At 50.9% G+C, this 14,295-nt stretch carries 7 protein-coding genes; all 7 read left to right on the forward strand.

Translation table 11 applies throughout. The annotated features are described in order from the left end of the window. Positions 1-312 precede the first annotated feature (312 nt). Positions 313-3,087 (forward strand): DUF1553 domain-containing protein, encoded by a 2,775-nt coding sequence (locus JTN23_RS05645; RefSeq protein WP_247232986.1) that lies wholly within the window; start codon positions 313-315, stop codon positions 3,085-3,087. Positions 3,088-3,138: 51 nt separating this feature from the next. Next, a complete protein-coding gene (locus JTN23_RS05650; protein ID WP_247232987.1) occupies positions 3,139-4,464 on the forward strand; it encodes a Gfo/Idh/MocA family protein in 1,326 nt (441 codons plus the stop codon). A gap of 293 nt (positions 4,465-4,757) precedes the next feature. After that, the gene (gene tnpA, locus JTN23_RS05655) at positions 4,758-5,225 is read left to right on the forward strand and encodes an IS200/IS605 family transposase (protein WP_247232989.1); all 468 of its coding nucleotides are present in this window, start codon (positions 4,758-4,760) and stop codon (positions 5,223-5,225) included. Between the two features lie 292 nt (positions 5,226-5,517). Beyond that, the gene (locus JTN23_RS05660) at positions 5,518-6,999 is read left to right on the forward strand and encodes a DUF1501 domain-containing protein (RefSeq protein ID WP_247232991.1); all 1,482 of its coding nucleotides are present in this window, start codon (positions 5,518-5,520) and stop codon (positions 6,997-6,999) included. A 181-nt stretch (positions 7,000-7,180) separates the two neighbouring features. Continuing rightward, entirely contained in the window at positions 7,181-8,695 is a 1,515-nt protein-coding gene (locus JTN23_RS05665; protein ID WP_247232993.1) for a c-type cytochrome domain-containing protein, read from the forward strand. A 546-nt stretch (positions 8,696-9,241) separates the two neighbouring features. Continuing rightward, positions 9,242-12,361: a SusC/RagA family TonB-linked outer membrane protein gene (locus tag JTN23_RS05670; RefSeq protein WP_247232995.1), complete on the forward strand. Its 3,120-nt coding sequence runs from the start codon at positions 9,242-9,244 to the stop codon at positions 12,359-12,361. A gap of 22 nt (positions 12,362-12,383) precedes the next feature. Continuing rightward, positions 12,384-14,249 (forward strand): RagB/SusD family nutrient uptake outer membrane protein, encoded by a 1,866-nt coding sequence (locus tag JTN23_RS05675; RefSeq protein ID WP_247232997.1) that lies wholly within the window; start codon positions 12,384-12,386, stop codon positions 14,247-14,249. Positions 14,250-14,295 lie beyond the last annotated feature (46 nt).

The raw sequence follows: 14,295 nt of genomic DNA on the forward strand, positions 1-14,295 counted from the left end.
TACAATTATCGTGGAGTGATAGTAGAAACTAACTATAAGCTATATACGCATAATGAAAAGTAGCTATGCGTATGTCAATAACTGGGAAAGCACTATCCGGTAAGGGTAATTACAGGCTCTAGAACGACCACTGGTACCTTCACAACAGCTGGTGCCTGGCGGTGATTCATCGGCGGGAGTAACAGGTATGTACCTTTGATCTTTCCTCTGCTTTTATGATTAAGAAAAGGTTAAGCTGTACTTTATGTATAGTAGGGGCAAGGTAGCTTCTACCACGTCCTGATTAGAGTACTTTCTACTACCTATTGCTGCATGGCAAAGCTGATAGCAACGAATAAATGGATATTCCTTCTGGGAGTAGCAGTAGTCATACTGCTATCGTCCTTTTCGTGGCTGAGCCTTTTTGAAGAGCAGGTAGATTATAACAAGGACGTAAAACCCATCCTGAACAAGCACTGCATGGGCTGCCATGGTGGGGTAAAGAAGGCGGGCAATGTGAGCTTCCTGTTTGAGGAAGAGATTATCCAGCCGGGCAAGTCAGGCAAACGCCCCGTGGTACCCGGTGATGCCGAGGGTAGTGAGATGATCCGCCGTATCCTGAGCGATGATCCCGACGAGCGTATGCCTAAGGATGGCCCGCCACTAACTGAGCAGGAGGTAGAGGTACTCCGTAAATGGATAGACCAGGGAGCCCAATGGGGCAACCACTGGGCCTATGAGCGGGTTAAGCGCCCCGAAGTACCTGGGAGCGGCGGTCTGTTGGCTAGCCTGAATCTATTTGGAGATAAAGATTGGGTTAAAAATGAAATAGACCATTTTGTCCGGCAAAAGCTAGACGAAAAGGGGCTGGAACCGGCCACGGAAGCCGACCGGGCCACCCTCATCCGTCGGGTGAGTCTGGACCTGACGGGGCTACCGCCTACAGAAGAAGAAGTAACAGCCTTTATAAATGACCCTTCACCTGATGCGTACGAAAAGGTAGTGGACCGGCTGCTGGCTTCACCGGCCTTCGGCGAACGCTGGGCAGCTATGTGGATGGATCTGGCCCGCTACGCCGATACCAAAGGCTACGAGCGCGACCCCGGCCGGACCATCTGGCGCTATCGCGATTATGTCATCAAGTCGTTCAATGCCGACAAGCCCTTTGATCAGTTTACGATAGAGCAGTTAGCGGGTGATCAGCTGTCGGGGCCCAACGGGGCGCCGTCCGAAGGAGTACCTACCGACGAACAACTGGTAGCTACGGGCTTCCACCGCAATACCATGAACAATGACGAAGGTGGTACGCAGGACGAGGAGTTCAGGGTAGCGGCCCTTATCGACCGCGTCAATACGACCTGGGAGGTATGGCAGGGAACTACCTTCGCCTGCGTGCAGTGCCACAGCCACCCGTACGATCCCATCCAGCACGAGGACTACTACAAGTACATGGCGTTCTTCAATAACACCCGCGACGAAGACGTCACCTCTGATACTCCCACGCTCCGCTTCTATAAAGGTGAAGACTCCCTCCGGGTGGAGCGGGTCAAGGCCTGGATCAACCAGCACAATCCGAAGCAAACCCCGCAGTTCGCCCAGTTTATGCGGGTAATGGAGCCCAAGATCAACTCCCACGACTTTGACGAGTATGTTAACTCCTCCCTGCGTGACGCCAAGTACTACGGCGCGCAGCACCAGGGATCGGCACGTATCAAAGGCGTGACGCTGACGGGAAAGGACCGGATGCTGATAGCCATAGGTACCCGGGCCGAAGGAGCTACCATGACCGTCACGCTGGATTCGTTAAGGGGCCAAAAGCTGACACAGATCAAGGTACCTCTAATAGATACCGTACTGGCGTTGCCCATTCCCAAAGTACAGGGTAAGCATAACCTCTACCTGTATTTCAATAGTCCCAAAGCTCCCAAAGACTGGATCAATATCAAGTGGGTGGCTTTCCAGGAGGCGCTGCCGGGAGAAGGCCAGCCCGCCTATACTTCTATCCTGGAAGATTACGCTAATGTACTAACCGGCTGGGCTGATAACACGCCTATCTTTTGGGAGGCGGAGGGAGATCTGGTGCGGAAGACGCACGTATTCGAGCGGGGCAACTGGCTGGTCAAAGGGCCGGAAGTACAGCCCGATGTACCCCAGTCGCTGCTGGCTATGCCTAAAGACCTGCCGCGCAACCGGCTGGGCCTGGCCCGCTGGATGGTCAGCCGGGATAATCCGCTGACGGCGCGTGTGGTGGTAAACCGGTTCTGGGAGCAGCTGTTCGGAACGGGTATCGTCGAAACCGTGGAAGACTTCGGCTCACAGGGCAATGAACCCACCCACCGCGAACTGCTGGACTGGCTGGCGGTATACTTTATGGAAGACGCTGGCTGGAGTACAAAGAAACTATTGCGGCAGATGGTACTGTCCGCTACCTACCGGCAGAGCTCGGTAGCCGATAAAGAAAAATTAGAAAAAGACCCCTTCAATACCTGGCTGTCGCGCGGGCCACGCGTGCGGCTGAGTGCCGAGCAGGTGCGGGATCAGGCCCTGGCGGCTAGTGGCTTGTTGTCACCTAAGATGTATGGCCCCGGTGTGATGCCCCCGCAGCCGGAAGGGATCTGGCTGTCGCCTTACAATGGGGATAAGTGGAAGCTCAGCGAGGGCGAAGACCGCCACCGTAGGGCCCTTTATACCTACTGGAAACGTACCGCTCCCTATCCGTCTATGGTCACCTTTGATGCACCCAGCCGGGAGTTTTGCCAGTCGCGACGCATCCGGACCAATACGCCCCTGCAGGCCCTGGTCACGCTCAACGACCCGGTGTACCTGGAGGCCGCCCAGAAGATGGCCGAAGCCATGCAGCAGCGCGGCCAGACACCCGAGCAGCAGCTTAAAGAAGGCTACCGGATGCTTACCTACCAGCCCATCGAACCCAGGAGCCTGAACGTACTCCTGAAGGTATATCAGAATTCGCTGGAAGGATACAGGAAGAACCCGGCGGAAGTAGATAGCCTGCTTAAATACGGAGATAAGAAGTCGCCGGAGATGGCAGCCCTGGCGGTGTCGGCCAACGTACTTTTGAACTTGGATAGAGTGGTGACGAAGGAGTAGTAACCAGATAGAATAAACTTACCCAATAATACCCCTTAACGAAACAGGACAATGAAAGAAGAAAAGAATGACTCACTTTCCCGCCGGGACTTTGTCGGAAAAGCAGCGGCTGCGGCAGCCGGATTTATGATCGTGCCCCGATTTGTACTGGGGGGCAAAAAGCCGGATGGCTCATCGTACCTGCCTCCCAGCGACATGATCTCCCTGGGCTTTATCGGAACCGGTAAGCAGGGGCGGGGGCTGACTACTTCCTTCCTGTCTACCGGCGAAGCCCGAATCGTAGCCATTAGCGAAGTATATAAGGATAAAGCGCAGCTGACGATTGATAAAATTAAGGAATATCACACGAAGAATCCTCAGGCAGGTATCTATTCAGAAATACCAGTATATAATGATTTCCGGGAGCTGCTGGCTCGTAAGGATGTAGATGCCGTCGTAATCGCCACTCCCGACCACTGGCACGCGGCCATGGCCGTACGGGCTGCCCAGGCTGGTAAAGATATTTACTGCGAAAAGCCCCTCTCTCTGACGGTACGCGAAGGCCGGGCTATGGTGGATGCCGCCCGTAAATACAATCGCGTATTCCAGACGGGTAGTATGCAACGCTCCTGGCCGGAGTTCCGGCAGACGGCCGAGCTGATCCGCAACGGCTACATCGGGGATATTAAGAGTATCAAAGTAAACGTAGGAACTCCTCCGGTACCCTATACGCTTTCGGCCGAGCCCATACCACAAGGGCTGGACTGGGCGGCCTGGCTGGGACCGAATCAGCCGGTACCTTTTAATTCCGAGCTGGCTCCCCCGCTATCTAAAGATGTATTTCCTAACTGGCGCCTCTACAAAGAATTTGGAGGAGGTATGGTGACCGACTGGGGAGCCCATATGTTCGACATTGTGCAGTGGGCGCTGGATAAAGACAACAGCGGTCCCGTGGAGATATTACCACCCAACGGTAAGGATGTACAGAACCTGACCTTCCGCTACGACAACGGCATCACCATGACACACGAAAAATGGGATTGGAACAACGCCATCCATTTTATAGGAAGCGAAGGAGATCTGAAAGTACAGCGCCGTAAGCTGGAAACCACTCCGGCTTCCCTGAAGGACAAGGTAATTGGCGAAAACGAAAAGCACGTCTATAAGAGCGAGAACCACTACAAGGATTTCTTCCAGGCTATGCGCAACCGTTCCAAGCCTGTTTGTGATGTAGAGGTTGGCCACCGTACAGCCTCGGTATGTAACATTGCCAATATCGCGTATCAGCTGCAGCGACCCCTGCAGTGGAACCCCAAAAAGGAAACATTCAAGAATGATAAGGAAGCCAATGCGCTGCTGGGACGTCCCATGAACAGCGAGTGGGGCATTGTAATATAGCATATTTATAGGAGTGAGATATTGAGGTGTCGCCCCTAGCGAGGCTTTTATTTCTGAGGAAACGTATTGCTACTAAGGTATAGCCCCGCTGGGGCCGTGCCCGCCCAAGCAAGTTAGAAAGAAATAGACACTGCCGTCCGCAAGCCCCGTTAGGGGTGACACTTCAGTAGCAGCAGCAGGAGATACAAAACTTGGATAGCAAGTAAGCCCCGTAGGGGCGGCACCTAAGTAGAAAATTCTAGATATCTGAAAGTACAAGCTCCGCTAGGAGCGACACAATTAAGGGATAGTAAATGGCCAATACTTACAGTCAGCTATACATACAGATCGTGTTTGCCGTCAAGGGAAGGGAAAGTATGGTGCAGGCCGTGGTGAGGGAGTCTCTGGAAAAATACATATGTGGAATAGTGGAAGGAGTAGGTCAAAAGGTAGTGGCTATCTATTGTATGCCTGACCACACGCACCTGTTCCTAAGCATCAAGCCTGATGTTCGTCTTTCGGATTTAGTGCGTGATGTAAAAGCAAATTCCAGCAAATGGTTGAATGAAAATAAAAAGACAGTAGGACGATTTGCGTGGCAGGAAGGCTACGGAGCATTTAGCTATGCCAAATCCCAAAAGGAGGCGGTTATCCACTACATCCTGAATCAACCCGAGCACCACAGAGGCAAATCGTTTCGCGAAGAGTACCTCGACTTTCTGAACAAGTTTGAAATCGATTACAATGAGAAGTACCTGTTTGATTGGATAGAGGAGCAGTAGTTAAATCAATGATTTGCTTATTACGAAAAGAATAATTGTAGGTGCCGCCCCTAGCGGGGCTTTTATTTCTTAGGAAACGTATTGCTACTAAGGTATAGCCCCGCTGGGGCCGCCAGCATGGATGGAGGTTTGGTGGCCAAAAACGCTTTTATCCCTAACCCGCAAGCCCCGTAGGGACGATACTTCAGTAGCAGAAGAGTTATAAACAATATGAAGCCCCGTTAGGGGCGGTACCTGCCAAGCAACCTTCAGAATAGGACAGAGCAGGCACTAGCAAAGCATCAAGTGAATCATGGAAAAGCTACTCAAAGAACTTCAGCATACTCACCTGGCCCGACAGACGCGTCGGCACTTTCTGCAATCCTGCGGATTCGGGTTGGGTGCTATCGGTTTGGGCTCTCTGGTAGGGAGTAGTTGTAGTTCTGGAGGTACTGATTTGGGGCAGGCACCTACTGACCCCATGGCCGCTCGCATTCCACAATTTGCGCCCAAAGCCAAGCGGGTGATCTATATACATATGGCCGGGGCACCCTCGCAGCTGGAGCTCTTTGACTACAAGCCCGAGCTGGCGAAGTACCACGGCGTAGACTGCCCGGCTGAGTTTCTGGAAGGAAAGAAGTTCGCCTTCATTCAGGGAGTACCCAAGATGCTCGGTCCGCAGGGACACTTCCGCCAGTGTGGTCAGTCCGGCGCTCTTGTCTCCGATTACCTGCCTTACCTACAGACCGTGGCCGATGAGGTAACCTTTCTTAAAGCCATGCATACCGACCAGTTCAACCACGCCCCCGCCCAGCTACTCATGCATACGGGCAGCGCCCGCCTGGGGCGCCCCAGCCTGGGCTCGTGGGCCGTGTATGGGTTAGGGTCTGAAAACCAGAACCTGCCGGGCTTTATAGTACTGGCCTCCGGTGGTAAGCAGCCCGATGCCGGCAAGAGCGTGTGGGGGAGCGGATTTCTGCCGACGGTATATCAGGGCGTTCAGTGCCGTACCGGTGGCGATCCGGTTCTGTACGTATCGGACCCGAGCGGCATGAACCGTGATATCCGCAAGCAAACCATTGAGGCCATCAACGAGATCAACCGCCAGACTTATGAGGAGGTACAGGATCCTGAGATCCTGACTCGCATCAGTCAGTACGAAATGGCTTTCCGGATGCAAATGTCGGTACCGGAGGTAATGGATGTATCCAAAGAGCCGGACTATATATTAAATATGTATGGTGTGAAACCCGGCGAGGGCTCATTTGCCATGAACTGTCTGCTGGCCCGTAAGCTGGTCGAAAGCGGCGTACGCTTCGTGCAACTATTTGACTGGGGCTGGGATACCCACGGGACTAGTGCCGACGGAGCCATTGACGTAGGGCTACATCAGAAATGCAGGCAATCGGACCAGGCGGTAACGGCTCTGCTCCAGGACCTGAAAATGCGGGGGCTACTGGACGAGACGCTGGTCGTATGGGGCGGCGAATTTGGCCGCACACCCATGCAGGAAAACCGCGATGGACAGGTACTGCCTTTCATGGGGCGTGACCACCACCTCGAAGCCTTCACCATGTGGATGGCGGGCGGTGGCGTCAAAAGGGGATTCAGCTTTGGCGAAACCGACGAGCTGGGCTACTACGGCGTCAAAGACAGGGTACACGTCCACGACCTGCAGGCTACTATCCTCTACTTAATGGGCTTTGACCACGAAAAATTTACCTACCCTTTCCAGGGGCGTAACTTCCGCCTTACTGACACAGCCGGCAAGGTAGTACGGCCTGTTTTAGCTTGATTTTGCTATTATTAGACTATGCCTTTAAAAAATTGGTCAAAATTGAGTCATAAGTAGTCAATAATAGAAAAGTCGCTGGTACTTTTTTGCCGTAAAATTGTACTTTGCTTTATATGGTATAAGTAGAGTAGTCAGTCACACAGGCTTATAATACAAACTTGTTTGTCATTATACAGAAGTTATGCTTTCCCTAATCCTCCTTCAGGCATCCGACTGGGCTCTCTTTTTTGGGCGTTTCCATCCCGTATTGGTACACCTGCCCATTGGCTTTCTGTTAGTAGCGGCACTACTTGAAGTAGGACACCGCATGGGCAAAGTAAGCGTCAGTGACTCTACTATTACATTTATACTGTTCTGGTCAGCCATTGGAGCTACTCTGGCCTGTATAGCCGGTTACCTGCTCTCACAGGGCGGCGGTTACGAGCAGGAGCTCCTGGACGTGCATATGTGGCAGGGGATCGGGGTAGCTGTCCTGGCCTGGATTGCCTGGGCGGTTAAGTCAGATCTTTTGGGCGAGCGTATACCAATGGCTCCACTGTTCTATATGCCTGCCCTGTTTATCGGCTCGCTGCTGACGATGGTGGCTGGGCATCATGGAGGCTCACTCACCCACGGTGACGGCTATCTGACCCAGTATACACCCGAGCCTTTCCGGTCATTGGCAGGTATACCCGCCCGTGAGGAACAGATAACCGAGATCAAACCCATCGCCGATATCAATCAGGCTATAGTATATAAGGATATAGTACAGCCCATTCTGACTACCCGCTGCGTGCAGTGCCACAGTGCTACCAAGCAGAAAGGGGACCTGCGGATGGATAGCTTTGACCGCCTCCTGAAAGGAGGAGAGAACGGCCCCGCTCTGGTCGTGGGTAAAAGTGCCGATAGTGAAATGCTGAAGCGCTGTCTGCTGCCGCTTGAAGATGATAATCACATGCCTCCCAAAGGCAAGACCCAGCTGACCGAACAGCAGATCGCCCTGCTGACCTGGTGGATCGATCAGGGAGCGCCTACTGATAAGAAAGTAGCCGAGCTACAGGTAACCGATAATCTTAAACCGGCCCTTGCCTCATTGACTACGGGTGGAGCGGGAACAGCAGTAGCCTCTGCGGAGCCTAGCCAGTCACCCGTGCTGAGTCTGAAGGTACCCGCTCCGAATGCCGGAGCCGTAGCTTCCCTGAAGAAGACAAACCTGTTGGTGATGCCGCTGGCGCAGGATCAGCATCTGGTAGAGGTTAGCGCTGTCAATGCTCCTGCCTTTGCTGATGCACAGGCAGCTATGCTTACGCCGCTGGCTGAGCAGATCGTATGGCTGAAGCTGGGAAACACTAAGGTGTCTGATGCTGCTATGAGCGAAGTAGCCAAGCTTAAGAATCTGAATAAACTACATCTGGAGCACACAGGCGTAACTGATGCCGGCCTGGCTAAGCTGAAAGATATGCAATACCTGGAGTACCTGAACCTCATAGGTACTAAAGTAACGGATAGCGGACTGAAGGCACTAGCCGGACTGAAAGGACTGAAGAGCATTTATGTATGGCAGTCGCAGGTAACTGAGGGCGGCATTGCCGAGCTACGTAAGGCACGCCCTGACCTGGTAGTTGTGAATGGCCTTACGGAGTCGGCGGTAGCGGAGTTTCTGAAAGCGGGTGAGGTAGCCAAGACGGCCGACCTGGCTGAAAATGCTAAGAAATAGATAGACAGAGGAGGCAATGGGTAGAAGGCAATATATTCTGCAATTTTTTGTGGTTAAAATTCAGAATATCCCCTTCATAATGTACAGCTAACAGAAAGTAGTACATAGTATAGGCCACTTATGTGGCTGGCAATTTATATAAATAAAAGTTTTTATGACTTTTTTAATAATAAGTATTACTTAATTAAATTCTTTTAATTTAACAGGTAGTTACATCAGCTGAACATTCTTTTAAGTCCAATAACCAATAAACTAGTTTTAATAACCTGCATGACAGTAAACAAAATTCAACTAAAAGTACTCAGACCCTCATAAGCATCTTACAGGAACAGCAGAGCATAAAAGTCTGACTGGTCCGATCACGTGTTTTTTAGCCTCCACAAATGAGGCGAACGTCAGGTAAGAGCAGAAGGTACAGGTCCATCTGAGGCTTACTTAATCTTTAATCAGCTAGTTACTTTTTACCTAATCAATTAATCATCTATGAAAATTTCTACGCCATGGACTGGCCTCAAAGTCGGGAGGTGTCTATTTGTGCTGTATCTCATGATGGCTTCCGTTGTCGGAGCCTTTGCCCAAAGCGTTTCCGTAAAAGGAAAGGTAACAGACGACCAGGGAAATGGTCTGCCCGGTGTGAGTGTAGTTGTTAAGACTACCACGGCTGGTACGGTTACGGACTCTGACGGAAATTTTACTGTCAATGTGCCTAACAACAATGCTACGCTGGTTTTCTCATTCATTGGGTATTTGACCCAGGAGATTCCTGTTAACAACCAGAGCACCATCAACGTAAGCATGGCTACCGATGTAAAGTCACTGAGTGAAGTGGTGGTAGTAGGTTACGGTGTACAGAAAAAAGAAACCGTAACAGGTTCGGTAGTATCTGTAAATGGTGATGAACTCGTAAAGTCACCCGCTGTTAACCTTTCTAACTCACTGGCAGGTCGTCTGCCGGGTGTTACGGCCGTTAACCGTTCAGGTGAGCCTGGTTATGACGGATCTAACATCCGTATTCGTGGTTCAAACACCCTCGGTAACAACAGTGCTCTGATCGTGATTGATGGTATTCCTAACCGTGCTGGTGGTCTGGATCGTCTGAATCCTAACGACATTGAGAGTATCTCTATCCTTAAGGATGCTGCGGCTGCTATCTACGGTTCGCGGGCTGCTAACGGGGTTATCCTTATTACTACTAAGCGTGGTAAAACCGGTAAGCCTGAGCTGTCTTACTCCCTGAACCAGGGATGGGCCAACCCAACCCGTATACCTCAGGTAGCTAACGCTGCTCAGTATACCAGCATGCTGAATGACCTGAGCATCTATGAGTTGCCAGTGTCAGAGTGGGCGGCAGCTAACGAAGCGTACAGAACTACGGGTTCATTTACACGTCCTAATGGTACTGTTCGTAAGGCACCTTTCTCACCTGAGGATATCGCTAAGTACCAGGATGGTTCTGATCCGTGGGGACATCCTAACACTGACTGGTTTGGAGCAACTCTGAAAAGAAACTCTCCGCAGGTACGTCACAACATCCAGCTGAACGGAGGTACCGAGGCTATCAAATACCTGGCTTCATTGGGCTACCAGAATCAGGATGCTTACTATATTAACTCAGCAACCGGTTATAAGCAGTATGACCTGCGTATCAACCTGGATGCGAATATCAACAAGTACGTAAAAGTAAACCTGGGTATCGCAGGTCGTCAGGAAGCCAGAAGATTCCCTACAAAGGGTGCTGGTACTATCTTCCGTATGCTGATGCGTGGTAAGCCACAGGAGCCTGCTTACTGGCCTGATGGTCGTCCTGGTCCGGATATCGAGAACGGTGAAAACCCAGTGGTTATCACTACCAACCTGAGTGGATACGATCGTGATACCCGTAACTACGTTCAGACGAACGGATCACTGGAAATTAAGATACCTGGTGTGGAAGGTCTGAAAGTAACGGGTACAGCTGCTATCGATAACATGGCTCGTAACCTGAAGCGCTGGGAGACACCCTGGACCTTGTACCAGCGTGGAAGCGGCTTCGAAGCGGATGGCGTAACACCTAAGCTGGTTGCCAGCTTGCGTGGACCTGCTGATCCTAACCTGAGACTTGAGAACATCAACCAGCTCAATATCCTGTTGGGTGGACTTGTATCGTACGATAAATCAATCGGTAACCACAACCTGACGTTGCTGGCTGGTACTAACCGCGAAACCATCGAAGGCGATAACTTCAACGCGTACCGTCGCTTCTTCCTGTCAACAGCTCTGGATCAGATGTTTGCTGGTGGTGACCTGCAGAGAAACAACGGTGGTGGAGCGTTCGAAACTGCTCGTATCAACTACTTTGGTCGTGTAGGCTACAACTACAAAGAGAAGTACCTGGCTGAGTTCCTGTGGCGCTACGATGGTTCGGATATGTTCCCTAAAGAAACTCGTTACGGTTTCTTCCCGGGTATCATGCTGGGTTGGGTAGTTTCAGAAGAAGATTTCTGGAAAAACTCAATACCTGCCATGAACTTCTTCAAAGTACGTGGATCAATCGGACAGCTGGGTAATGACCAGGTGTATCTGCCAGGTACCGAAACACTGGCTACCTACCAGTACCTCTCTACCTACGGATTCCGCAGCTACATCCTTGGCAATCAGGAAGTAAAAACCCTGTTCGAAGCCCGTATTCCTAACAACAGCATCACCTGGGAGGTCGCTACTAACTCTAACGTAGGTATTGAAGGACAGCTATTCGATGGTAAGATGTTCTTCGAAGCAGATGCGTTCTATAACAAGCGTACCAACATCCTGTACTACAAGAATGCCTCTGTACCTCAGAGCACGGGTCTGACACTACCTGCCGAGAATATTGGAGAAGTAGCTAACCGTGGTTTTGAATTCAACGTAGGTTACCGTAGCCAGGTTGGTGACCTGAAGTATAACTTCAGCGTGAATGGTGGCTATGCCAAGAACAAGATTCTGTTCTGGGATGAAGCTCCCGGTGCACCTGAGTGGCAGCGCTCTACCGGTAAGCCTATGAATACCTACGTGGTATACAACTATGCCGGTGTGTTCAAAGATCAGGCCGAGATTGATGCTAACACCATCGACTACAGTGCTATCGTTAAAACACTGCGTCCTGGTGATATGAAGTACGAAGACTACAACGGAGATGGTAAAATCACTCCTGATGACCGTGTTCGTCTGGATAACACCAACATTCCTCTGTTCCAGGGTGGTATCAACATGGGTGCCAACTACAAAAACTTTGACCTGACTGTCCTGTTCCAGGGAGCAGCCGGTGCCAGACAGTACGTTAGTGCTGGCGAATCGGGTAACATTGGTAACTACCTGTTGGATATCTACGAAAACCGCTGGACCATCGACAATCCTAGCAGCGTACATCCTCGTATTGCCAACCGTAGCGACCAGTACTACTCTAACGGTAACACCTACTGGCTGAGAAGCTCTGACTACATCCGTCTGAAGAACCTTGAAGTAGGTTACACAGTACCTGCAAACCTGGTTACTAAGGCAGGTCTTAGCCACGTAAGACTTTACTTCAACGGTCTGAACCTGTTAACTATCGACAAGCTGAAAGTATTTGATCCTGAGTCAGATAACTCTACCGGCTACTACTATCCACAGCAGAAAGTAGTTAACGTGGGGCTAACAGCAACATTCTAATTCTGTAAACTGTAACAAAGAAATGAATAAATTAAAAGTTATATCCATGGCGTTTGTCGCAGCTCTGGTGGTTAATACCAGCTGTAACGACGACTTTGTAAACACTCAGCCTCTCAGTGAATTATCTGAAAACGCAGTATGGGCTGATGCCGCTTTGACCGAGGCTTTCGTTTCTGAAATCTATGCAGGTTTCGTCCTGGGGGGATTCAGTGAGCAGATGCTTGCTTCACTCACCGACGAAGCGATCTTTACCCACCCCGGTCGTAATATTACTACCATCACCGAGGGACGTTCGAACCCCGCTGATCCGGGTTGGATAAACAACACGCATAACTGGACAGATATGTACCGGCGTATCAGAGCTACTAACCTGGCTCTGAAAAATCTGGAAACACCTAAGTTCGACAACCCTGCTCTGGCTGATCGTCTGAGGGGTGAGGCTAAGTTCCTGCGGGCGTATTACTATCATCAGTTAGCTCGTTTCTACGGTGGCGTTCCTCTGATCGATCGTCCTTACGAACTGGGCGAGGCTGATTATGATGCTCCTCGTAATACCTGGGCCGAAACAGTAGATTTCATTGTGAAGGATCTGGATGATGCAGCTGCTCTACTGAAAGGAAGAAACATGGCAGCAGGCCGTGCCACTGAGGCATCCGCTTTGGCTCTGAAGTCACGAATCCTGACGTACGCAGCCAGTGACTTACACGACATTCCTACTGCTAAGACTAAGTCAACTGTAATTGCCAACTTTGCAAAGCCTGAATTGCTAGGCTACGTAAGTGGCAGCCGCACTGAGCGCTGGCAGAAAGCAAAGGATGCGTCTAAGGCAGTACTGGATATGACCAGCTACGGCTTCATGACTAACCTGACTGCTCCTGTAAGCAAAGAAGAAGGTACTGCTAACTACATGAACATGTCTCTTGCCAGAAATGGTGGACAGAGAGACCTGATCCTGGGCAGATACTTTATCAATGCCAAGCAGGAAGATGGTGGTCGTCAGGGTCTGTTCAACGGACCTAACGGATACAACAACTGGGCTGGTAACACTCCTGTACAGTTGCTGATCGATGATTACGAAATGATGGATGGTACTAAGTTCAATTGGACCAATCCTCAGCATGCCAGCATGCCTTACCAGAACCGTGACCCACGTTTTTACGCTTCGGTACTGTATGATGGTTCTCAGTGGAAGCCACGTAGTGCGGCCAACCAGCCACGTGATCCACTAGGACAGATCCAGACAGGTCGCTACGAAGTTGTAAACGCAGCCGGAGAAAAAGTAACTCACTTTGGTCTGGATACCCGTAGCAGCCCCATCGAGGACTGGAACGGTAGCTACACAGGCTATTACTTCCGTAAGTTCATTGATCCAAACCCAGCTATCGTAGATCAGAATACCTGGCAGGAGGTGCCCTGGCCGATCCTGCGCTACACTGAGGCCATCTTCAACTATGCCGAAGCTTGTATAGCACTGGGTCTGGAAGAAGAAGCTCGTACCTGGCTCAACAAGATTCGCTTCCGTGCCGGTATGCCTGCTATCACCGAATCAGGTCAGGCTCTGGTAGAGCGCTTCCGTAACGAAAAGCGCATTGAGATGGCCTATGAAGAGCAGCGCTTCCACGATACCCGCCGCTGGATGATCGCTCCCTCTACACTGGGACGCAAAGCCAACGGTATTGCTATCACGGGTACACTTAAGCCTGGTAAGACAGTGAGTGTATACCGCTACGATCCTACCAGCTATGACTATACTTACCGCGTATTCGAAATCGATCCGGGTAAGGAAAACCGTAACTGGGATGATAAACTGTATTTCTTCCCTGTCCATCGTGATGAAATGAACCGTAACGCCAATCTGGTTCAGAATCCGGGATATGTAACGAACTAACCAATAATAGGTTACACTAGTACGTTAGAAACTATGCCGGTAAAAT

It is taken from the genome of Telluribacter roseus (genome assembly GCF_017355915.2).
GTDB lineage: Bacteria > Bacteroidota > Bacteroidia > Cytophagales > Spirosomataceae > Telluribacter.

Excerpts from the sequence above, each read along its gene's own strand:
- JTN23_RS05645 (WP_247232986.1), top strand. The coding sequence starts at position 313 with ATGGCAAAGCTGATAGCAACGAATAAATGGATATTCCTTCTGGGAGTA.
- JTN23_RS05660 (WP_247232991.1), top strand. The coding sequence starts at position 5,518 with ATGGAAAAGCTACTCAAAGAACTTCAGCATACTCACCTGGCCCGACAG.
- JTN23_RS05665 (WP_247232993.1), top strand. The coding sequence starts at position 7,181 with ATGCTTTCCCTAATCCTCCTTCAGGCATCCGACTGGGCTCTCTTTTTT.
- JTN23_RS05675 (WP_247232997.1), top strand. The coding sequence starts at position 12,384 with ATGAATAAATTAAAAGTTATATCCATGGCGTTTGTCGCAGCTCTGGTG.
- JTN23_RS05650 (WP_247232987.1), top strand. The coding sequence starts at position 3,139 with ATGAAAGAAGAAAAGAATGACTCACTTTCCCGCCGGGACTTTGTCGGA.
- JTN23_RS05670 (WP_247232995.1), top strand. The coding sequence starts at position 9,242 with ATGATGGCTTCCGTTGTCGGAGCCTTTGCCCAAAGCGTTTCCGTAAAA.
- tnpA (WP_247232989.1), top strand. The coding sequence starts at position 4,758 with ATGGCCAATACTTACAGTCAGCTATACATACAGATCGTGTTTGCCGTC.